The 21,892-nt window shown below is 38.2% G+C and carries 22 protein-coding genes; 4 read left to right on the top strand and 18 right to left on the bottom strand.

Translation table 11 applies throughout. From position 1 onward, the window contains the following. Window positions 1-28 precede the first annotated feature (28 nt). Window positions 29-748, top strand: a complete 720-nt coding sequence (gene mtgA / locus ESU54_RS00525) for a monofunctional biosynthetic peptidoglycan transglycosylase (RefSeq protein ID WP_111843062.1) — start codon at window positions 29-31, stop codon at window positions 746-748. Beyond that, complete coding sequence (locus tag ESU54_RS00520; RefSeq protein WP_111843063.1) at window positions 745-1,203, top strand: 3-oxoacyl-ACP synthase; 459 nt, start codon at window positions 745-747, stop codon at window positions 1,201-1,203. The genes mtgA and ESU54_RS00520 overlap by 4 nt, the downstream gene beginning before the upstream one ends. On the opposite strand, the gene ESU54_RS00515 is transcribed toward ESU54_RS00520, so the two are convergent. Continuing rightward, entirely contained in the window at window positions 1,190-1,684 is a 495-nt protein-coding gene (locus ESU54_RS00515; RefSeq protein WP_146743951.1) for a hypothetical protein, read from the bottom strand. The genes ESU54_RS00520 and ESU54_RS00515 overlap by 14 nt on opposite strands. A gap of 44 nt (window positions 1,685-1,728) precedes the next feature. Next, window positions 1,729-3,960: an FUSC family protein gene (locus ESU54_RS00510; RefSeq protein WP_111843065.1), complete on the bottom strand. Its 2,232-nt coding sequence runs from the start codon at window positions 3,958-3,960 to the stop codon at window positions 1,729-1,731. 162 nt (window positions 3,961-4,122) lie between these two features. Here ESU54_RS00510 and ESU54_RS00505 point away from each other — a divergent pair, with 162 nt between their 5' ends. Next, complete coding sequence (locus ESU54_RS00505; RefSeq protein ID WP_111843066.1) at window positions 4,123-5,118, top strand: NADP-dependent oxidoreductase; 996 nt, start codon at window positions 4,123-4,125, stop codon at window positions 5,116-5,118. Here the strand turns inward: ESU54_RS00505 and ESU54_RS00500 are convergent. From ESU54_RS00500 to ESU54_RS00485, 5 genes are read right to left on the bottom strand one after another with little or no spacing between them, the layout of a single operon-like run. Next, window positions 5,115-6,068 (bottom strand): ABC transporter ATP-binding protein, encoded by a 954-nt coding sequence (locus ESU54_RS00500; protein WP_111843067.1) that lies wholly within the window; start codon window positions 6,066-6,068, stop codon window positions 5,115-5,117. The two genes, ESU54_RS00505 and ESU54_RS00500, sit on opposite strands and share 4 nt — an antisense overlap. A gap of 14 nt (window positions 6,069-6,082) precedes the next feature. Continuing rightward, complete coding sequence (locus ESU54_RS00495; protein ID WP_111843068.1) at window positions 6,083-6,478, bottom strand: P-loop NTPase family protein; 396 nt, start codon at window positions 6,476-6,478, stop codon at window positions 6,083-6,085. A 2-nt stretch (window positions 6,479-6,480) separates the two neighbouring features. Beyond that, the gene (locus ESU54_RS17730) at window positions 6,481-6,645 is read right to left on the bottom strand and encodes a hypothetical protein (RefSeq protein WP_170253242.1); all 165 of its coding nucleotides are present in this window, start codon (window positions 6,643-6,645) and stop codon (window positions 6,481-6,483) included. A gap of 42 nt (window positions 6,646-6,687) precedes the next feature. Next, window positions 6,688-7,707: a phenylalanine--tRNA ligase subunit alpha gene (gene pheS / locus ESU54_RS00490; RefSeq protein ID WP_111843262.1), complete on the bottom strand. Its 1,020-nt coding sequence runs from the start codon at window positions 7,705-7,707 to the stop codon at window positions 6,688-6,690. A gap of 26 nt (window positions 7,708-7,733) precedes the next feature. After that, window positions 7,734-8,090 carry a hypothetical protein gene (locus tag ESU54_RS00485; RefSeq protein WP_111843069.1) on the bottom strand — a complete coding sequence of 119 codons (357 nt, stop codon included), beginning with the start codon at window positions 8,088-8,090 and terminating at the stop codon, window positions 7,734-7,736. A gap of 104 nt (window positions 8,091-8,194) precedes the next feature. On the opposite strand from ESU54_RS00485, the gene ESU54_RS00480 reads away from it, so the two are divergent. Beyond that, window positions 8,195-8,749, top strand: coding sequence for a CvpA family protein (locus tag ESU54_RS00480; protein WP_111843070.1), 555 nt, complete (start codon window positions 8,195-8,197; stop codon window positions 8,747-8,749). Window positions 8,750-8,757: 8 nt separating this feature from the next. Here ESU54_RS00480 and ESU54_RS00475 read toward each other — a convergent pair whose 3' ends face one another. The 11 genes from ESU54_RS00475 to ESU54_RS00425 form a co-directional block, all read right to left on the bottom strand. Beyond that, window positions 8,758-10,608: a SulP family inorganic anion transporter gene (locus tag ESU54_RS00475; protein WP_111843071.1), complete on the bottom strand. Its 1,851-nt coding sequence runs from the start codon at window positions 10,606-10,608 to the stop codon at window positions 8,758-8,760. 50 nt (window positions 10,609-10,658) lie between these two features. Continuing rightward, the gene (gene can, locus ESU54_RS00470) at window positions 10,659-11,291 is read right to left on the bottom strand and encodes a carbonate dehydratase (protein WP_111843072.1); all 633 of its coding nucleotides are present in this window, start codon (window positions 11,289-11,291) and stop codon (window positions 10,659-10,661) included. Window positions 11,292-11,775: 484 nt separating this feature from the next. Next, window positions 11,776-12,525, bottom strand: coding sequence for an SH3 domain-containing protein (locus tag ESU54_RS00465; RefSeq protein ID WP_111843074.1), 750 nt, complete (start codon window positions 12,523-12,525; stop codon window positions 11,776-11,778). An 11-nt stretch (window positions 12,526-12,536) separates the two neighbouring features. Beyond that, the gene (locus tag ESU54_RS00460) at window positions 12,537-14,309 is read right to left on the bottom strand and encodes a BatD family protein (RefSeq protein WP_111843075.1); all 1,773 of its coding nucleotides are present in this window, start codon (window positions 14,307-14,309) and stop codon (window positions 12,537-12,539) included. Between the two features lie 3 nt (window positions 14,310-14,312). After that, window positions 14,313-15,200: a tetratricopeptide repeat protein gene (locus tag ESU54_RS00455; RefSeq protein ID WP_235004507.1), complete on the bottom strand. Its 888-nt coding sequence runs from the start codon at window positions 15,198-15,200 to the stop codon at window positions 14,313-14,315. Next, window positions 15,181-16,224 carry a VWA domain-containing protein gene (locus tag ESU54_RS00450; protein ID WP_111843076.1) on the bottom strand — a complete coding sequence of 348 codons (1,044 nt, stop codon included), beginning with the start codon at window positions 16,222-16,224 and terminating at the stop codon, window positions 15,181-15,183. The genes ESU54_RS00455 and ESU54_RS00450 overlap by 20 nt, the downstream gene beginning before the upstream one ends. 2 nt (window positions 16,225-16,226) lie before the next feature. Beyond that, complete coding sequence (locus tag ESU54_RS00445; protein ID WP_111843077.1) at window positions 16,227-17,231, bottom strand: vWA domain-containing protein; 1,005 nt, start codon at window positions 17,229-17,231, stop codon at window positions 16,227-16,229. After that, complete coding sequence (locus ESU54_RS00440; RefSeq protein ID WP_111843078.1) at window positions 17,221-18,888, bottom strand: BatD family protein; 1,668 nt, start codon at window positions 18,886-18,888, stop codon at window positions 17,221-17,223. The genes ESU54_RS00445 and ESU54_RS00440 overlap by 11 nt, the downstream gene beginning before the upstream one ends. A 7-nt stretch (window positions 18,889-18,895) precedes the next feature. Further along, window positions 18,896-19,759: a DUF58 domain-containing protein gene (locus ESU54_RS00435; protein WP_111843079.1), complete on the bottom strand. Its 864-nt coding sequence runs from the start codon at window positions 19,757-19,759 to the stop codon at window positions 18,896-18,898. Window positions 19,760-19,818: 59 nt separating this feature from the next. After that, window positions 19,819-20,823 (bottom strand): AAA family ATPase, encoded by a 1,005-nt coding sequence (locus ESU54_RS00430; RefSeq protein WP_111843080.1) that lies wholly within the window; start codon window positions 20,821-20,823, stop codon window positions 19,819-19,821. A 154-nt stretch (window positions 20,824-20,977) separates the two neighbouring features. Further along, the gene (locus tag ESU54_RS00425) at window positions 20,978-21,754 is read right to left on the bottom strand and encodes a DUF4382 domain-containing protein (protein ID WP_111843081.1); all 777 of its coding nucleotides are present in this window, start codon (window positions 21,752-21,754) and stop codon (window positions 20,978-20,980) included. Between the last annotated feature and the right edge of the window lie 138 nt (window positions 21,755-21,892).

Below are 21,892 nucleotides of genomic sequence, written 5' to 3'. Positions count from 1 at the left end.
ACAGAATACACGGAGACAATAAAGATTTATGATTAAAAAACTATTCAAATTTCTATTCAAATTTTTCCTTTGGTTCATCGGACTTACGGTGCTTTGGGTACTCATCTACAAATTTGTTCCTGTACCCTACACACCTTTAATGGCAATTCGCTCTATTGAAGGGGATAAAAATTACAAAACCCTTCACGATTGGGTGCCGATTGACGAAATTTCGCCGAATTTGAAACTCGCTGTTATATGCGCCGAAGACCAAACCTTTTTGAGTCATAGCGGCTTTGACCGTGCAGCGATTGAAAAAGCCTTGGAAAACAACGAAAAAGGAAAGAAAATCCGTGGCGGCAGTACCATCTCACAACAAACTGCAAAAAATGCTTTTTTATGGCCGGATCGAACCTGGTTTAGAAAAGGACTGGAGGCATACTTTACCTTGCTAATTGAAACACTTTGGAGCAAAGAGCGCATATTGGAAGTATATTTGAATAGTGTGGAAATGGGGAATGGTGTTTTTGGTGCCGAAGCAGCTTCGCAATATTGGTTTAAGAAGTCTGCAAAAAACTTACGGCCTGAAAATGCAGCGGCAATAGCTGCTATTTTACCTAGTCCGCAACGCTACAAGGCAAATCCTCCCGGACCTTACATTGCACGACGCACACAATGGATTGTCCGCCAAATGCGTTATTATGGGCCGTTTAAATTGGAGAAACAAGAACCGAAAGAAGACAAAACGAAATCGAAAAAGAAAAAATGACCGCAGTAGAAATTAAAACCGAATTGCTGCAACACTGCCAAAAACAGGTTGACAACCGTTATTCAAAAATTAAACAAACCATTGCCGATATTGAAGAATCACTATTGGAGGAAGCTAAAAATAGCAGCGGAGACAAGCACGAAACAGGCCGTGCTATGTTACAGATAGACCGTGAAAATGCTGGAAAACAGTTGCAAGAAATTGAAAAAATAGTTCCCCTTCTAAAAAAGATTGATGTGAAAGCTACTTCAGATTATGCGCGTTTGGGGAGTTTAGTTTATACTGATAAGTTTACCTATTTCATCAGCCTTTCTATCGGCACTGTTCCCATTGGTAAAACCGATTATCTCTGCGTTGCTTTAAATTCTCCAGTGGGATTGCTTATTTCTGGGAAGAAGAATGGAGATGAATTTAACCTTAACGGAAATGCTTATAAAATCACTAGTGTGAAGTAATATTTATCCACTCCTTTTCTGGTTTTGTTGCATCTAAAATGTCTAGTTCTAAAACAGTTGCGATATGTTTGGCGACTGAAAATGCATCCTCTATTTCGTCACTAACATACGCCTCAATATGTCTGTTCCTGCCGTAAAATAAGTTTAATTTAAAAACTTCGAAGCCTAGATTTGCTTCAGCGGTAACTACTCGTGCCCTACTATTTTTAATTGTCTTAAATACAGAGACGTATTCTATTTCCGGTAATTTTTGCCAAATACCGAAATTTATTGCAAAAATTGAATAAACCTTACGATACTTCTTTTCTTCCAAATTAAGTTCGAAACCTTCCCGAAGTGATAATTTCAGTGCAGCTCCTAGCAGGATAATTCCAAACATGGTTCCTGCAAAAAACAGATATACGGAAAGTAAGGAAAGAATTATGGCAAAAATAATTTTTATACTTACTACGGGCTGAAGATGACGAATATTTTTGTTCATTGAAAATGATTTGGGTAAATATAAATTTTTAAAGTGATATGGTTTTAAAAATTTGTTTCCCTTACAATCTTCTGTATTTTTTTGCTCATCGCCAACAACCATTTTAGCTGTTCACGCACCAAGTGTGCCTCTTCAATTTTTAAATGGAAATCATTTTCTTTCGGTAAGCCATCTTCAGAAAAGATTATTTTCTTTCCAAAAGTGGCCTCAAAAATGTCTTCCACATCGGTATCTTCTTTTTCGGTTTCAGCAGCAATTTCATACTTCAAAATAGCTTCAGCATCTAAAAGATTTTGAACAATTTTGGAAGAAACCTTATTGAAATTTTCTGATGCTGGAGTAGTCGGATTGTTTAAAATATAAGTGCTCAGCGAAGCCAATGAAGATAAAAAAGTATGGTTCAGCATTGCAATTTCATAAAACTTGTCCAAATTTTTCTGCTTGGATTTTGGTTCTTGCGTCATCCTTTGAAAAGCTGCACTTAGGTCAGACATTGCCAAAAAAGCTTTTTTCCTCGCCACTTTGTATTGAGACGGAATAGCTCCTTTTTTGTTGTAGAAACCTATGATTTCTTCCAAATAAATCCTATTCGCCTTAATGGTTTCCAATAAGGTTTTTTGCATCCCCTGCATTTCCCATGCAGGCCAGAGCAGTAAATTGCCCAAAGTTGCCAATCCCGCACCAATGAGCGTATCCATTACGCGATATTGAATTACGTTAAAAATATCCGGTCGTAAAAGCGCATAGATAAAAACCACACTCAGCGTTATAAATGTGGCAGCAGCCTTATAATTTCGTTGCACCATAGAAAAGGCAATCACAAGCGAAACGATTGCTAAAATGCCATAAACTGTTGTGTTTTGAGTAAGCAGAACAATTCCAACAGCCAATGCGCCACCAATCAAAGTACCAATAGTCCTTTCTTTGGAGCGCGTTTTGGTCAGTCCAAACGTGGGTCGCATAATTACGATAAGCGTGAGCAAAATCCAATATGGGTTTTGTACCGAAAAAAGCATACCCGCACCATAACCTATCATGGTCATCACCCCGAGTCTTAGCGAATGTTTGAAAATGGGAGAGCGCATATTGAAGTTTTCTGCCAAAACCTCAAAGTCATAATTCTGCTTGGTCAAAAATCTGCGGGAGTCTTCTTTTTTCAATAATGAAATCTCGCGTTGGGCCGGGTTTTTTAATAGCCATTCTATTTTTTCAATCTTCTTTATTTGCTCTTTTTGATATTTGAAAAGATTTTTTAGCATCAAGATATTTTCATCGAAATTTTCGTTTGACCCTGATGCATATTCCGAAATATCATTTTTTATTTTTTCTTGAAATTCAACTATTTTGGCATTATGACGAAGTTTTTTTGGATTGGAGATATTTGCAGAAATAACATTCAACCTACTGCTCATGGCGAAAAGTAAACCCTGAAAGTCTGCCAACTGTTGCGGATTCTGATTAAAAAGGGTGTCCGTTTTTGAATAGTCCACTGGGTTTGCCATCGCTAGTTCCAACATATCTACCAATTGCACAAAAATGAGCATGCGCTTTCCCTCATAATCAGATTTTCCAGAACCGGTTCTACTTGAAATCAATATATCGCGCAGGGTTTCATGGATGGCGGTAAGTTCGGTTTGGGTGTTCAGCAATTTTTTTAAAAGCTCGGCACGGTCTGTGGTTTCGGCAACTAATTCGCCACGGGTCCTCAAATAATCAGCCGTTAGCCTTAGGGTTTTGGAAAGATAATATTCCGTGGGTGCCTTCGGAAAAATAAAATGACGGAGTAATGAAAGCGCCACATACCAAAGTCCACCAATGCCAATGAGAAGGAATCTTTCATAAGGCTCCATTCCGCCCGATACTTTCGAAAAACTGAGCACCAATGCCAAAAGCCCGGAAAAACTAATAAGCGATGCGCGAAATCCATAAATGGCCAGATAGGAAATACCGAACATTAAAATACCCAAAATGGGAAACAACAGCCAAAGCGAAAGATGCAAATAACCGCCAATCAAACTCACAATCATTGCCAATAAAGTGGCAAAAAGAATTCCTGAAATTTTATGTCGAATACTTCCACTAACATCGCTTGGCGACGCGAGCAAAGCTCCAACCGTGATGGTGATACCAATCTGCAGCGCATCCAGTTTCACCCCAACAATTATTGGAATTGTGAGCGCGATTCCCAAAAGGATGGCTTTGGAAAAATCAGTACTATTAAAGTAATCCGTAAGATCTTTAATGGCTGTAGACACTATGTTTTTAGAAGGTTTCACGAGGCTATTTTCACAAGGTGCAAAGATATTCCCTATGTTGGTTAAGTTCGTTAATCTTTTCAGAAAAGAAAATTTGTTATTGTTTTATTAAATAACTTAAATGTGCGACTTAGTTGTGTTTTAAAATTTTAACTTTATGTTTCTATCCTAAAAAGACTACTAATGAACAGCGTAATTCTACTGAAAAACCGCCCCGCGGGAAAACCTTCTCTAAAAGATTTTGAATTTACTGAAGAAGAAAAACCACAGCCAACAGAAGGCGAAATATTACTTAAAACAAAATACGTTTCTGTAGATCCATATTTACGCGGCCGTATGCGCGATGAAAAATCATATATAGAACCTTTTGAAGTAGGTAAACCTATGGAATCTGGTATTATTGCTGAAGTTGTGGAATCTAACAACAAGAACTTCGAAAAGGGCGATTTTGTAAATGGAATGCTTCAGTGGAAACAGTTTCAGACTTCAAACGGAACAGGACTGAATAAGGTTGATAGTAAAAAAGCGCCATTGAAGGCCTATTTGGGCATTTTGGGATTAACTGGAATGACAGCGTATTTAGGGTTGGAAAAAATAGGTAAGCTACAAAAAGACGAAACGCTTTTGGTTTCTGGAGCTGCGGGTGCCGTGGGTAGCGTTGTTGGGCAGATAGGAAAAATAAAAGGCTGTCGCGTTGTTGGAATTGCAGGAAGCGAAGAAAAGATTGACCGAATTCAGGAAAAATTCGGCTTTGATGCGGCCATCAATTATAAGACCACCGACAATATGAAAAAAGCTATTGCAGCTGCCTGTCCCAAAGGCGTTGATGTTTATTTTGATAACGTAGGTGGTGAAATTCTGGACGCTGCTTTAGCGAATATGAACAAATTTGGACGTGTTATAAACTGCGGCGCTATTTCACTCTACAACGAAATCAAAAGGCCTATGGGACCGCGAGTTGAAACTACACTGATTAAAAATAGTATTTTAATGCAAGGGTTTACAGTTCGTGATTTCGTTAAAGATTTCGGGCCTGCCCAAAAGAAGTTATCAGAGTGGTTAGAAGATGATAAGATCAGTTACTTGGAAACCGTTGTGGAGGGTTTTGAAAGCATTCCACAAGCCTTTATTGACTTGTTTGATGGGAAGAATAAGGGAAAAATGATTGTTGTGGTTTAGATTTTCTTTGAAACTTTCAGCCAGCAGCGTTTTTCTTTTTTTAGTGGCAATGGATTATTGAAAAATATAGTTTTACCATTAAAATCAGCTTCAATTAGGTAAAAAATTCCTTTGAAAAAGCTATTTTTTACCGTTGCTTCCAGTTTTGTTTTTTCTTCGGAAATTTTCAATTGATGTGGAAAAATGATGGTTTCTTCGGAATTCTCTTCGGAAGAAAAAAGATTTTTTGGAAGCAGATTCGCTTCGCCAAAAAAACCAGCCTGATATTCCGTTGAAACATTTTTATAAATAAATTCCGGAGTACCATACATTTCCTCAATTCCATCTTTCAGCATTAAAATATGATCAGAAAACGCCAAGGCTTCATCGCTATCGTGCGTTGCGGTGATGCAGCTGATGCTATTTTCTTTCAGATAATTAAAGATTTTTCGCTGCAATTTATTTTTTCTAAAAACATCAATATTGCTGAAAGGCTCATCCAACAGAAGGATTTCAGGTTCATTCGCCAATGCTTTTGCCAAAGCCACTCGTTGTTTTTGTCCGCCGCTGAGGTTTTTTACCAATGTATTTTTGAAGGCTTCCATTTCAACAACTTCCAAAAGTTCGTCAATTCTTTTTTCATCCTTTTTTTCGTCCAGACGCGATAGATGTGAACCCAAGTTTTCGGCAACAGTTATAAAAGGCATAATGTTGAATTCCTGCGCTACGAGTTTCATAAAGTATTCGCCGGGAACGAGAGTGTTGGTTGGGCCTAACAGCTTTCTTGCATTAAAATAAATATTTCCGTATTCTAAATGAAGCAAACCGTAAACAAGATGTAAAAGTGTAGATTTTCCGCAACCGCTTTCGCCGAGAATGCTGAGATGTTCTCCAGGTTTCAGCGTGAAACGAATATTCTTTAAAATGGTTTTTTCGGAATAGGAAAAAGAATCGATTTCAACTTTCAGCATTGTGTGAGAAATTTTTATTTCGCCAAAATTCCTTCGCTTTCCATAACAGGTATTTCAACCACATTTTCTTCTGAAATACTGTTCGGTTCAAAAATGAATTTGCGTTCCAAGAGCTTGTTTTCAGCAAAAAAAGTGACTAAATATTCGTTGGTAAAACCTAAAACTTCCGTTGGAATAAACTCCACTTTTGCAGCGGTTTTTGAAGGTATATTTCCCAAACCGTGACGAAGCGTTGAAGTTTTTCTGTCTTCACTTTTACCGCGCGACATTACTAAAACTGTGGTAATCTCATCTTCGCGATCATTTACCAAATAGATGTTCCACTGTTGGCCGGTAAAGTCTTTGTCCCATTCCTTTATGGCAACAATATGCACGTTTTCAGCTTTGGGAATTTCAATATCTTTTTGCATAATTAATCGTCAATTTTCCACATAATCCAAACTGCCAAAAGTGCAATGGCAGCAATCCCTAGCAATATAGAGCCAATTATGATTTTGATGGCTGCAATAACAAAAGTAAGGTAAGCAACGGCCAAGCCTAAAATAACGAGCAAAGCGATAACGAGATATTTTTTCATAACAGAATGTTTTAAGTGCGGTTTTTGCTTAAAGATACAAACTTATAGCACACTTTTAAACTGCTCCAAAAAGCGAATATCGTTTTCGCTGAACATTCTGATATCTGGAATTTGGTGCAACAACATTGCGATACGGTCAATACCCACGCCAAATGCAAATCCGGAGTATTCCTCGGGATCAATGCCGCAGTTTTTAAGGACATTTGGATCTACCATTCCACAACCACCAATTTCTAGCCAGCCCGTTCCTTTGGTGATTCTGTAATCTGCTTCGGTTTCCAAACCCCAGTAAACATCTACTTCGGCACTTGGTTCTGTAAATGGGAAATAAGACGGACGAAGTCGAATTTTTGACTTCCCGAACATTTCGGTAGTGAAATATTGTAGCGTTTGCTTCAAATCTGCGAAGCTTACACCTTTATCTACATATAAACCTTCCACTTGGTGGAAAAAGCAGTGTGAACGCGCTGAAATGGCTTCGTTTCTATAAACTCGACCTGGAGAAATGGTGCGGATGGGCGGTTTGTTGTTTTCCATATAGCGAACCTGAACCGAAGAAGTGTGCGTTCGCAACAAAACATCTGGATTGGTTTGGATGAAAAAGGTGTCCTGCATATCGCGTGCGGGGTGATATTCAGGAAGGTTTAGCGCAGTAAAGTTATGCCAATCATCTTCAATTTCCGGTCCTTCGGAAACATTGAAACCGATACGCAAAAAAATGTCGATTATTTTGTTTTTAACGATGGAAATAGGATGGCGAGAGCCCAACGGAATAACTTCGCCTGGACGGGAAAGATCGCCGTAAACGCCTTTAGTTTCGGTACTACTTTCAATTGCTTCCTTAAGCGAATCCACCTTTTCCTGTGCAGCGTTTTTAAGCGTGTTTATAACCTGCCCAAACTCTTTTTTTTGTTCGTTGGGCACGTTTTTAAATTCGGCGAAAAAGTCATTTAATAATCCTTTTTTCCCCAGGTATTTTATGCGGAAGTTTTCTATTTCTTCTTTATTGGTTGAAGAAAATGCTTGTACTTCAATTATGTGTTTTCTTACGGTTTCTATCATCATTAAATTTTCTACGAAAAAATATTCTAGTTAATCACTTCCTTTTCTACAAAATACTGCACAATAGCCTCCTTCATCAAAACGCTTTGTTCACCTGCTTTTAGCGGCGGCAATTGCTCCAAAACGTGGTAATGTGGCCAGCCTTCTTCGTCAACATAATCAAACTGATAATATCCGTAGGGTTCTAAAACGCGACAGATGGCAATGTGCATCAAGTTTAGTTTTTCGTCTTTTTTAAACTTTCGGTGCAGTTGGCCGAGCTCTTGAATACCTATTAAATATATGATGGCATCCAAATCTAAAATTTGGCCATCGGCAAAACGGTCGCCCAGCATTTTAACTACTGCTTCCCATCGTTCCTTTAATTGTTCGTCGCGCGCCATTTTTTTAAAAATTATTTGATTGCAAAGATACATTTTACAATTCTGAATTATGAATTCGGAATTCAGAATTTGGAAAATGCTATATTTATGGAAAATTTGAAATTATGAATACAATTGACATTGTTATAGGCATCATTTTTATCATCGCTTTTTTTGTAGGCTTTAGCAAAGGGTTTTTGCGTTCGCTCGCTTCTTTAATAGGAATTGTGGTTGGCGTTTATTGTGCAATGTTTTTTTCGGACTATGTGAAGGTTTATCTTGAAAATTGGTTTAATTGGAGTGCAGATACTACGCAAGTTTTAGCGTTTGTAATTACCTTTTTATTGATAATGATTTTGTTCAGTCTTTTGGGAAGAGTTTTAACCAAAGTGGCCGATTTGGCAATGCTTGGAATCTTCAACAAACTTTTTGGTGGCATTTTTAATGTGCTGAAATTTGCCTTTTTAATAAGCGTGGTATTTATGTTTGTAAACGCTTCTGAAAGCTATAGAATACTTACTGAGGAACAAAGGGAAGCTTCGGTTTTATATGCCCCGGTTGCGATGATTGCACCTGTAATTCTTCCTGCAATAATGAAGGAAGTTGATAATCTAAACAACGATGAAACTGAAATTACTCCCGAAGGAAGCCCCGCCGAAACGGAGCCGCCCAAAGAGTAGTATTATTTTCAAACTACGTTTTTTATTGTATCACGTGCATATTTCACGGCTTCTTTAAAGTCACTGAAAATAAGTTCTTTTGGAACCAAATCTGGAATAATATCTATCTTTTCCATCATTACACGCGGTTGCGCCTGAAGGTCTTCAAATATTGCGGTAATGCCTTTTTGTGAAATTTCTGTCAGTACTTCTTCCATGGCATAAAGTCCGGACTGGTCAATGTATGGTGCTTTTCCCATTCTTATAATTACGTGGGTTGCGGTATCTGGAATTTCTTTTGCCAATTGCTGGAAATCTGACGTATAACCGAAGAACAATGGGCCTTCCAAACGTTTTATGAATACTTCTTCTTTGAGTCTTTCGGGGAAATTAAGCTCGTCGTTCCAAGCCATTGAAAGTTCATCAGCATTTTTTAACGGAACTACTTTTGATTGTCCTGCGGTGAGGTCTCCAATTTTTTTCATAAAAATAATGGAAGCTAAGATTAGTCCTATTCCCACGGCATACACCAAGTTCCAAAATACGGAAAGCAACAATACTACAATCATGATGGTAACTTCAGCTTTCTGCATTTTTGGGATTGCTTTTAAACCTTTGTAATCCATCACACCAATACCAACAGTGATTAAAATTCCTGCAAGAACCGCCGCTGGAATCTGTGATGCCACAGGGCCTAGTGCCAATAAGATAACTAACAATAAAATTGCGGCAATCATCCCCGAAAGCTTGGTTGTTCCTCCAGACTTTATGTTAACAACAGTACGGATGGTGGCACCTGCACCAGGAATTCCACCAAAGATTGCTGCAATACTGTTACCTATTCCTTGCCCCATCAGTTCTCGGTTTGGGCTGTGCTTGGTTTTAGTCATATTGTCTGCAACAACAGAGGTCAAGAGCGAGTCAATGCTTCCTAAAAAAGCGAGTGTTAAAGCTGTAAAAACATAAGGTGTAATTTGCGCAAATTGAAATTGACTAAACATATTCAAGTTTGGAATCGGGAAACCGCCCGGAATTTGATCAATAGGTTGGTAATCCAGTTTCAAAAAATATGCACCTACGGAAACCACAAGTAACGCTACCAATGTACTAGGTACTTTTGTGGTAATTTTTTTGAACCCATAAATGATAAAAATGGTTAGCAAGGCCAAAATGAATTCCAACCAATTAATGTTTGAAATTGCACGCGGCAATGCTTTTATAGCCCCAGCAACACCTGAATTTTCAGCTTTTGCGAGAATTTTGGCTTCCTGAAGAATTTCTTCCTCTGAAATTTGTTCAGATCTGCTTATGGTTTCTTTAAAATCCTCGAGAACTAAGACGCCTTCGCCAGCTTCATCGTTCAGGATTTTTGTCATTATTACCTGTTCTGCCTGGGGTTTAAATGTTTCAATAAGGGCAGTGTCTTCTTCAGTATAATAACCTAAAATGGGCAACAACTGAGTGATTAAAATGATAACCCCAATTGCTGTCATAAAACCTGAAACCACAGGATAAGGGATGTACTTTATGTACTTTCCTACGCCGGTAATTCCCAATAATATCTGCATTAAGCCTGCCATCAAAAAGACAAGTAAAATGTATGGAAGCGCTTGTTCAACATCACCATTGTTTGCAGCAATAATACCTGCTATCAAAACCATGGAGACTGCGGTCATAGGTGCAGTGGGCCCCGAAATTTGGGTGTTGGTTCCTCCAAAAAGTGATGCGAAGAAACCGATGAAAATAGCTCCATATAATCCAGCATCGGGACCAAGGCCCGATTGAACACCAAAGGCGAGTGCCAGTGGTAAGGCAACGATTCCGGCGGTTATTCCGCCGAAAAGATTGCCCCTAAAATTTGAAAATATATTTTTAGTCATAAGTGTTTGTTTAAAGATTTAAGTGAATTAATCTGAATACCTGTTTAATCTTAGAAATTCAGTTGATACACTTTGTCCAATTCATTGTCGTTACTGACATTTACACCTAAGTCTTTAATCAATCCTGAATCGAGACCATAGACCCAACCGTGTAAATACAGTTCTTGGTTGTTGTGCCATGCGTTTTGAACGATAGATGTTTTGGCAAGATCAAAAACTTGCTCTTTTACGTTTAGTTCCACAAAACGATTGAATCTTTCTTTTTCTTCATTAATTCCATCAAGTTCGTCTTTATGAAGCCTGTAAACATCTTTAATATGGCGCAGCCAGTTGTCAATTAATCCAATGGATTGGTTTTGCATTGCGGCTTTTACGCCCCCGCAGCCATAGTGGCCACAAACAATTATGTGCTTCACTTTTAAAGCATTTACGGCATAGTCAAGCACGCTAAGCATGTTCATATCTGTATGCACAACCATATTAGCAATATTGCGCTGTACGAAAACTTCGCCAGGTTGGGCGCCAATAATCTCGTTGGCGGGAACGCGGCTATCTGCACAACCAATCCATAGTATTGGCGGGCTTTGGCCTTTAGCAAGATTTGTAAAATAATTGGGGTCATAATCTAATTTTTCTGCTACCCACTTTTTGTTGTTTTCTATAAGTTTATCGTATAATTTCATCTGTATATTTTTAAAGTAATTGATATGAATTGTTTCCAAAGCCAATAAAATTGACACATAATTCCCTATTGCAATTGCAACGGAAATGATTTTGGAGAAATAAATTAAGAGTATTTAGGAAAGGATTAAACCATTTGCGGAGGGGGCGAAATAACGTCTAAGAAGACTATGGAATAATTATAAATTTGAAAACTATCTCTATTTTTCTGATTTTTCAGAAATTCTAAGCTTTCAAAATTAGATTGCAATTTTTCAATAACAAAAGCAAAATTGGGTTTAGGCATTTTGTTTGAATTTTCTTCCTCGTTCATTGAAAAAAAAGCAGAAATATCGGATTGATTGCCAGAAAGACTTATAATAGCAGGTGTTACAAGAAAACTTGTAAAGACGAGCAACAATAAAATACTGGTTAACCTCAAGCGTTTTTTTAAGAAATTCAAAAATAGCAGATTGAATTTAATTTCCTGTTAAGTAAATATTAAAACTACAGTTGTTTCAGATCTGAGGCAGGAATCCAACCATCTTTTCCATCTGCTAAAGTAATGCGGTACCAATTGCCATCCTGCGCCAAAATCTGGACTTTCGTTCCTTCGTGAAGCACAAAGGCCACATTACTGCCCATCGTTGGTTCGGTTTTTACTTCTATTTCATTTGCAAAAATAATGGCGGGTTGTTTCTTTGAATAATCACCATAGACCAAAAAAGCCATTGTTAATGAAGCGAGCAAAAGAATTCCTGTAAACATGGAGCTCACAAAAAGTAATCGTTTTCTTCTTTCAGAAAAAGCGAAGTAATAAAAAAGGAACAACGCCACAAAAAAGATGGAAAAAGCAACTGCCAAAAGAGCCCAACCATTAAAAGTAAGAATCCCAGAAATACTCTTGTACCATTTTGAAAAAACCGTCTGTGGCAAAGGTTCTATGGAATCAATACGCGCATTTTCGGCGAAGGCAAGATTGTTTTTTATATCGGCATCGTTAGGTGAAAGTTTTAGTGCTTTTTCGTAATAATACACGCTTGGCCCAATATGGTTCAGTTTGTATTGCGCATTTCCCAAATTGAAATACATCTCGGCAGAATGTTCACCATTGTCTAAAATTTCCATCCAAGCCGTAATGGCTTGTTGGTATTTTCCGTTTTTGTAAAGTTCCTTTCCTTGGTCAAAAAGATTTTTGTTTTGACCAATACCGGAAAAAGAAACCAGTAAAAAAAGTATGTACAGCAGCTTTTTCATCTTCTTCAGTTTTACTGTATTTGTTTATCAATGTTTGAAATCACTTCCGCCGCTTTGTTGTAATCCTGTTGTACAGATGTTGTGGAAGAGGAAGCATATCTTGCATATTCGCAGCTTTTCAGCAAATTGATGAAGTTTTCAACGATTGGTGCTTCCACTTTTCGTTCTAGCAACATTTTTGAAATAAGGCCCTTCTCCATTTCAGAAGTTTCAATGTTCAGCTTCGCTTTTAAGTAATTGTGAAGCGCGCGTTCCAAAGCTTCGTAAAATGCAACTGGATTTGAAATATTCCGTTTTGCTTCGGATAGATATTTTTTGGCAAGTTTGTTTGCGCGACGCAGTTTGTTTCCTTCAACGTCATTTAATCGTGCTTTGCGTTTTTTTCCAGCAAGGATAAACAGTGGAATCAACAAAAAAGGTCCTCCCAAAAGCGACCAAAATAATGGCGATTTGAAGAACGATTCCTGCGCTATTGGTTGCAAATTGGGATCTAATTTTATATACTTGAAATTGTCTTTTGAAAGGACAACTTGCTTTTTTGCATCGTTGGAATTGTTACTTGTGGTTGCGGAACTTATTGGTCCGTTTTCAACTTCAATGGTAAATTCTTTAGAAGTAATGGTTTTATACTTTTCCGTCTTTGGATCGAAAAAGGAAAAAGTGATTGGGTTCACAGGATAAGTCCCTTTAAATTGAGGAACAACTGTATAGGAATCTGTAATGGAACCTGACATGCCACCCACGGTTGTATTTACACTTTCGCTGTGTTCTGGCTCATATACCTCTAAAGTATTTGGAAGCTTTACGGAAGGAAGCGTGAACAATTTTAAATTCCCTTTTCCTGAAACTTTTAAATCAAGCTGTAAAGATTCATTAGCGTTTAGTTTGGTTTTATTAGTGTTTACATCAAAAGCGAAATCGCCGACGGCACCGTTAAAACCATCTGGTTTTCCTTCCAACGGAAGTGGTTTTACATTAACAGTACGATTTCCAGCCGAAATGGTTTTGTTAACACGTTCCATTACTCTGCGACCGAAAATATCACGGCGATTGCCCTGAACGTCAATTGGAATATCCAGAGTTAGTGGCTCTATTTCTAATTCTCCAGTTTTCTGTGGATAAAGTACGGTAGTTCTTAAAACCACATAACGATAGTCTTCGCCATTGTATTTTCCTTCGTAAACTTTAAAATTGTTTTGATTGTCAATATTCTGGCTCCAAAAATCTGCGTATTTAGGAGTATCAATCTCACGCCATTGGCTGGTAATGCTGACATCGTGAGAAACATATAATTTGTATGTAACTGTAAGTGCTTCGTTTAAATACGGGTTTGCGTTTGAAATTTCTGCAACCAAATGCACATTTTCACTTGCCACGTAATCTGCATTATTGCCATCTTTCGGAACGTCAACGGCGGCGGTAACTTCTATTTCAACGGGAAGTGTTTTGTAGGTTTCACCTTCTATTTCAATAGTAGCTTGAGCAATGGTAACTTTTCCGCGAGTTTGTGGAGATAAAAAATAAGAATACGTTTTTGAAAAGCTTCTTTTGCCATTTATCCAAGAATTACTAATGGATTGGTTGGGACCTCCAACAACGCGAAAACCCTCAAAATTTGGCGGCCTAAAATTGTCGCCATCTTGGTTCATTTCAAAGTCTATTCGTAAACGTTCGTTTATTCCAAGTCTTTTTTTGCTCACCTTGGCATCAAACTGAACTTGCGCCGTGGCAGTAATGCTGCACAGTACAAATCCTAAAAGGAATAAAAAATTCTTCATCTTCATAATCTACCAATCTTTATCCGTTTTCACTTTTGCGCCTTTTTGTTTTTCGGCATTTATCTTATCCTGCGTTTTTTTCTCTTCGTTGTTCATTGCTTCCAAAAGACTTTTCACTTGTTGGGGTGAAAGCTGTCCTGGAACAGGCTGCTGTTGCTGTGGCTTATCGCCCTCTTCGTCTTTTGGCTTGTCAGGCTTGCCTTGATCTCCTTCCTTTTTATCCTCTTTCTGGTCGCCTTTATCTTTGTCTTCCTTCTCGTCGCCTTTGTCGCCCTCTTTATTTTTATCGTCTTTGTCCTGCTGATCTTTTTTATCCTGATCTTTTTTGTCTTCGTTCTGATCCTTGTTTTTGTCGTCTTTATCCTCTGGCGGCGGCGGATTTTTTTCCAACATATCTTTTGCTAATGCTAAATTGTAGCGCGTCTCATCATCGTTTGGATTGTTGCGAAGTGCGTTTTTATAACTTTCCACGGCTTCGGTATATTTTTTTTCATTCATATACGTATTGCCTAAATTGTGAAAGGCCTTGTGCTTTTCATTTTTGCTGGATTCAGTGGTGGCAGCTTGTTTAAAACGAAGCATTGCCTCAGCATTTTTCTCTTTTCCGTAATAGGCCGTTCCTAAATTGTATTTCGCGGTTTCGCTTTTCGGGTTGAGTGAAATGGCTTGACGATAATCAGCTTCTGCGGTTGGGAATTCATCCTTTTGAAGTGATTCCTGGGCTTCGCTCAAATAATTCTGTGAGGCTTTTAATTCTTTCTTTTGTTCTTTGGTGGGCTGGGCAAATGAATTCAATGAAAAAGTGCCAGCACAAAGAATCATTACAATTCTCAGCATATATTTTTTCTGAAAAAACGTTCTATCTCCAAACATCATTTTATTGTTTTTCCTTTTCATTAAACAAATTCAATTTTTTCAGCCAGGCCGTTTGTCGTTCCAAAAGGAACACATCCAATATCAGCAAAAACAATGCCCCAGCTAAAAACCATTGGAATTGGTCTTTAAAATCAGTGAATTGTTTGGCTTCAAATTCCTTTTTATCCATTCCGTTTAGAATAGCTTTTACTCGGTCCACAACCACTTTGGTACTTGAGCCGTCAATATACTCACCATTAGCGGTTTTAGCAATCTCTTTAAGAGTTTCTTCACCTAATCGCGTAATTACCTGTTCGTTATTTTGGTCGCGTTTGTAATATTGTAACACCCCATTTTCTTTAATAGGAATTGGTCCGCCCTCCAATGTTCCCACGCCAATGGTAAAAATGCGGATGCCTTTTTCGGCTGCTTCTTCAGCGATTTGAGAAACATTGCCTTCGTGATCTTCTCCATCTGAAATTATAAAAAGAACGCGATTGGTTTGATCTTCGTCGTCATAAAAAGTCTGCGCCATGGCAATGGCTTGAGTAATGGCGGTTCCTTGCGAAGAAACCATATCTGTGTTCATGCCGTTTAAGAATAATTTTGCGGAAGAAAAGTCGGAAGTAATTGGAACCTGCGGAAATGCGCTTCCTGCATAACCGATAATACCAATTCTATCGCCTGCAAGGCCATTGATTATTTGGGTGATGAGTTGTTTTGATTTTTCTAAACGGTTTGGCGCAATGTCTTCCGCCAACATACTTTTTGAAACGTCCAAAGCGAAAACAATATCTACCCCTTCGCGTTTTACGGTTTCAAGTTTAGTTCCAATTTTAGGGTTTACTAAAGCAAAACTTAAACAGGCAATGGCCAAACAGAGTACCAAAACTTTTAAAATAGCTTTAAAGAGCGAGCGGTTTGGGCTCAGTTTTTTCAATAGCTCTTTATCGACAAAACGTTTTTGAACCGTTTTTTTCCAAACCAATACCAATAGAAATAGCACCACTATCACTGGAATGGCGAAGAGAATGTAGAAGTATATGGGTTGTTCTAATTGGTACATTTTTAAATAAATCCTTTAAATATTGTGGTTCGCAACAAAAACTCAAGCACAATTAAAACCAAGGCGAATATTGCCCATGGACGAAACATTTCGTCATAATGGGTGTATTTGAATTCTTCGATATCGGTTTTTTCAAGTTTGTTTATTTCTTCATAAATCTGTTCAAGCTTGGTATTGCTCGTTGCGCGGAAATATTGTCCGCCCGTTTTTTCCGCTATTTCTTTTAGCAGGGGTTCATCAATCTCAACCTGTACGTTTCCATATTGAAAACCGCCATCGGGACGTATTCCGATGGGCGACATTGCCATTCCGTTGCTTCCAATGCCGATAGTATAAACTTTGATTCCAAATTCAACTGCAAGTTCGCTCGCTATTTTTGGGTCAATGAAACCCGTATTGTTCACCCCGTCTGTGAGCAAAATAATCACTTTGCTTTTTGCACGACTTTCCTTCAAACGGTTTACAGCCGTTGCAAGTCCAGATCCAATTGCGGTTCCGCCTTCAATAACTGTATTATATGACATATTCTTCAAGGAGGAAAGTACAATGGTTTTGTCGCTTGTTAAAGGCGTACGAGTATAACTTTCACCTGCATATTCCACCAAGCCAATACGGTCGTTAGGGCGACTGTTTATAAAACGTGCGGCTACGGTTTTTAGGGCTTCCAGTCGGTTTGGCTTTAAATCGCGAGCCAACATACTTGCCGAAAGATCCATTGCCATAACGATATCAATTCCACGGGTAGTTTTTGTTTTTGTTGATTCATCAACAGTACGTGGACGCGCCATTGCTACAATCAATGCAGAAACAGCCAAAAGGCGAAGTACAAAAAGCAATGGTTTTAAACGTGCCAACCAATTTCTCCCAGATTTGAAACCACTAATACTTGAAATTTTTAGGGAAGCCGTTTGCTGTTTCCGCTTCCATAAATACCATAGCACAAGCACTGGAAGTATTAGGAACAACCAGAAAAACTGCGTATTTACAAATTCGAAATTACTGCCCATCTTTCTCTGAAATTTCAAGCTCTATGGAAGCTTCAATTCGTTTTAATATTTCATTGGCGTATTTGCCATCGTCTTGATAAACTATCAATACTTCCTGCAAACCGTTTTGCTGTGCGAAAAGCAATAATTGATAAGTGCTTTTCTGCTTCAATACTTTATCGTCGGAAATCTGTACGTTGAATTCGCCGTAAGCTTTCAAACCTTTTATTCCTTTTTCAGTTTCAAAATCGTCGCGTTTCACGATCATATTTTTGGCGCCGCTTTGTTCCAAATCGTCTAAAACAGCGTCCAGCGCAGTATCCAGTGCAATATCTTGTTTTTGGCTAAACTGTGTGGTTGAGACCATAATGTAAAGCGGGGAATTCATTTTGCCATAAGTGAAAAAGTCTTTTCCAGCAACAGCACTTTTAGCTGCGTTTGTAACTGCAGCTTCCGCTCTTATAAGTACCTCGGGCGTTTCTAAAATTACTGCGGGATTTCCATATTCACTCTTTATCCAACGAGTTTCGGCCAGTTCGCGGAGGTCGTTACCAAATACTTTATCTTTTAAATTATCGAAACCGGAAAGACTTCCGTAGATAAATCCTGTAAGAAGAATCGCTGCAAGCACGCCTGAAATACCCAAGATCCATTTTTTACGCTTGCGTCTTTTTCGAAGTTTTTCAAGGTATTCCTGATTTTCCAAAAGTTCTTCTTCGGTAGGTTCGGGAACGGCCTCATGAGTTTCGTTGATAATTTCCTCGATAGTTTTTCGGTCAACCTCTGCTTGTCCGGCTTGTTGGTTCATTTTAGCGAATTTCACCAAATCGGCACGTTTAAAAATCAAATCCAGTTTGCGGATAGTTTCTAAATCGAAGTCGAAATTTCCGGAGTCTTTGTGCATCATCAAACGCGTGATAAGCTCATCACTCGTACTTTCCAAAGCGGCTTCGTCAACTTCGCGATCCAAATAGCGTTTAACGATTTCGGTGAGACTGCTGTAATATTCCTTACTTTTATTTTCTTTAAGTAGTTGGGAATTGTCCAACGTTTTTAGAGCTACAATTGCTTCTTCGTAAGGTGGCAATTGCTTTTCAGCAGCGTCTTTTCGCTTTTTTCTTCGGAATAAATAAATAGCAAGCCCAATTATTAAAAGAATGGGGAGAAGCCAGTACAGAAGCAGCAACCAGTCAAACGGTGGACTTTTTACTTCCATCGCAGGTTTTATGTCGAACATTTTCTGCTTGGTGGTGTCCACAATCACATCGTTTACTTCCACTTTTATGGAGTCGGTTAAAAGTGGTTTGTTGTTTATGAAAATGCGCTGTGGCGGAATGGTGTATTTACCACTATCAAACTGAGTTAACCCGTATTTTTTAATGAGGCGATACTTGTCGCCTTCAAATGTGGTATCTGTTTTATAGGATTCAATCATTTCCAAAGGCGCAAAAGTCTGCTCTTCTGGAAAAACAACAACATCGGTAGAATCTGCCTGTACGCTTATGGTGTAAAGTATTTCCTCGCCAATTTTAATTTTTGTGGAATCAATGGAGGAAGTTACTTGGGCGGTTGCGAAAAAAGAGAAGAGAAAAAAGAAAATAGAACAGAGAAAAGAGAAATTTCCTTGAAAATTCAATTTTCTTTTACCCTGATTAATATATTTTTTAATATCTAACATTTCAAATCTACCGTCTTTTAAAATACCCCAGTAATTTTTTCACATAACTTTCATCAACCCTACAACTCAAAGCTCCTGCGCCACTTTTAGTGAAAGACTCGGTGAAGTAATCCACACGTTCGCGGTGGTAACTGTAATATTGATTACGCACACTTTTTGAGCCTGTATTTACCAAAAGCAGTTCGCCTGTTTCTTGATCTTGCATTTGTACCATTCCAAGACTTGGAATGTTTTCCTCGGCTTTATCGTAAACCCGGATTCCTGTTACGTCGTGTTTTCTTGCGGCAATCTTCAATGTATCACGGTAATTGTCAGCAATAAAATCTGAAAGCACAAAAACAATGGCTTTCTTTTTCATAACACTACTTAAAAATTTCATTGCGTTGGCAACATTGGTTTTGTTGCTTTTTGGTTTGAATTCAATCAATTCACGAATGATTCGAAGTACGTGCGATTTTCCTTTTTTCGGTGGAATGTAAAGTTCAATTTCATCTGAAAAAAGAATCAATCCCGTTTTGTCATTGTTTTGCATTGCTGAAAAAGCAAGGGTTGCAGCTATTTCAGTAATAATTTCATTTTTGAATTGTTCCTGAGTTCCAAAGAATTCGGAGCCACTTATATCAACCATTAACATGAGCGTTAGCTCACGTTCTTCCTCAAAAACTTTTATAAAAGGCTCGTTATAGCGCGCGGTAACATTCCAGTCAATATTCCGAACGTCGTCGCCAAACTGGTATTGACGAACCTCGCTAAACGTCATCCCGCGACCTTTAAAAGTACTGTGATACTCGCCACCAAACACGTGATCGCTCAAGCGTCGTGTTTTGATCTCGATTTTCCGTACTTTTTTAAGAAGTTCCTTTGTATCCACTGTATTTTCAGGTTTCAGGTTTCAGGTTCAAGTGTTTTCAACTTGCAACTTTAAACTTTTTACGGTACTTCAATTACATTAACAATTTTGTTGATGATTTCTTCGGAAGTAATGTTTTCGGCTTCCGCTTCGTAAGTAATGCCAATTCTGTGGCGAAGCACGTCGTGAACCACGGCGCGAACATCTTCTGGAACCACATAACCACGACGACGAATAAACGCGTAACATTTGGCGGCAATGGCAAGGTTGATACTTCCACGAGGAGAAGCACCAAAATTGATAAGTGGTTTTAGATCTGAAAGACCATAATTTTCAGGAGTTCGGGTAGCGAAGATGATATCAAGAATGTATTTCTCAATTTTTTCATCCATATAAACCTCACGAACCGCAGCTTGTGCCCTTAAAATTTGTTCAATGGTTGCAACAGGATTTATTTTTTCATATTCGCCTTTTAAATTTTGGCGAATGATGAGTTGCTCCTCAGCAATCTGTGGATATTTAATTACCGTTTTTAACATAAAACGGTCAACCTGTGCTTCGGGCAGTGGATAGGTTCCTTCCTGTTCAATTGGGTTCTGCGTTGCCATTACCAAAAATGGCTTATCCAATTTAAAAGTGGTGTCGCCAATGGTTACCTGTTTTTCCTGCATAGCCTCCAAAAGTGCAGATTGCACTTTGGCGGGAGCTCGGTTAATCTCATCTGCAAGGACAAAGTTAGCGAAAATGGGACCTTTTTTAATGCTGAAATCGTTCACTTTCATATTATAGATCATTGTTCCTACAACATCTGCAGGAAGTAAATCTGGGGTAAACTGTATTCGGCTAAAGGTACCGTGAACCGCTTTTGAAAGCGTGTTGATAGCAAGTGTTTTTGCAAGCCCAGGAACACCTTCCAAAAGAATGTGTCCTTGGCCTAAAAGACCTATCATAAGCCTCTCCACCATGTGTTTTTGGCCTACAATTACTTTGTTCATTTCCATTGAAAGAACGTCCACAAAGGCACTTTCTCTTTCAATTTTTTCGTTTAATGCCCCAATGTCAAAGGTCGAATTTGTATTTTCCATGCTGTATTTAGATTCAATGTAACGTACTTTTTAAAAAGACGGTGCAAATTGAAAATTTATTGATTAAAAGCCTGTTAACAATTGGTTAAATTAAAAAAGAGGAAAACTTAAAGTTTCCCTCTTTTTAAAAATGTATTATTTTGAAATTTTACGGTTACAAATTAATTTCGCCCATGCTTGTTACTTCACCTTGAACTACTGTAACGTTATCAACAACTAATGGGGGGATTCCCAAACCTAAATCTGCTTGAATCGTTACGGTATAAACTCCGTCTGGTACTCCGCTAAGGAGGAAATTACCTTGAAGATTTGTATAAGTAGAAATTTCAAGAGGTCCATTAACCGCTGTAACCATCGTCAACATACCGGGAGGAAGTACTTTACCAGAAATGGCACCACTTTCAGCAACAGTGGTTGCTCTAATTACTGGTTTTAGGCTATACCCTCCGTTTCCTTGTGAAACAATAGATTTGTCAACATCAAAATCGAGCATGAATTCATATAAAATTCCAGCTTCGAGATTTTCATTTACCTGAATTTTTAAACCTGATTGTTGGGCACTTGGGGTTGCAAGTGGTAAGGGCTGTCCATCCACTACTATGGTGTTTTCTTCGCCTAAAACTAAACGAATTTGGCTAATGTTTCCAGCGGGAACTTCATCATTAAATAATAGCACATTTACACCTGCGGTTAACTCTAAAAGGTCGTAAATACCAGCATTAATACCTAGTACAACATCGTCTTGGCCGTTATTGTATTTTATTACTACCTGTTCAACATCAATAAAGACGGCCTCATAATCGCCAGGGGCATCTGTCAGTCTTATTGCCAATTTTGCTTTTCCTTCATTATCATTAGAATCATCACTGCTGCATGATGCAAATCCTAGAAATAATAATGCAATTAAACTTAATTTTAATAGGGTTCTCATATTTGTGGGTTTAGAATTAGTTTTACAAACGTATTGTTTGATATTTAGAGCTTTAAAGTTGTAAGCAAATATTAACTTTTGATTTAACTGAATTTAACCTTCTAAAAACCTCTATAGATGTAATTTTAGAAAAATTTT

The organism is Aequorivita antarctica (genome assembly GCF_007997155.1).
Classification (GTDB): Bacteria; Bacteroidota; Bacteroidia; order Flavobacteriales; family Flavobacteriaceae; genus Aequorivita; species Aequorivita antarctica.
Note: the sequence above shows the minus strand (reverse complement) of the source record. Positions and strands in the feature narration are given on the sequence as shown.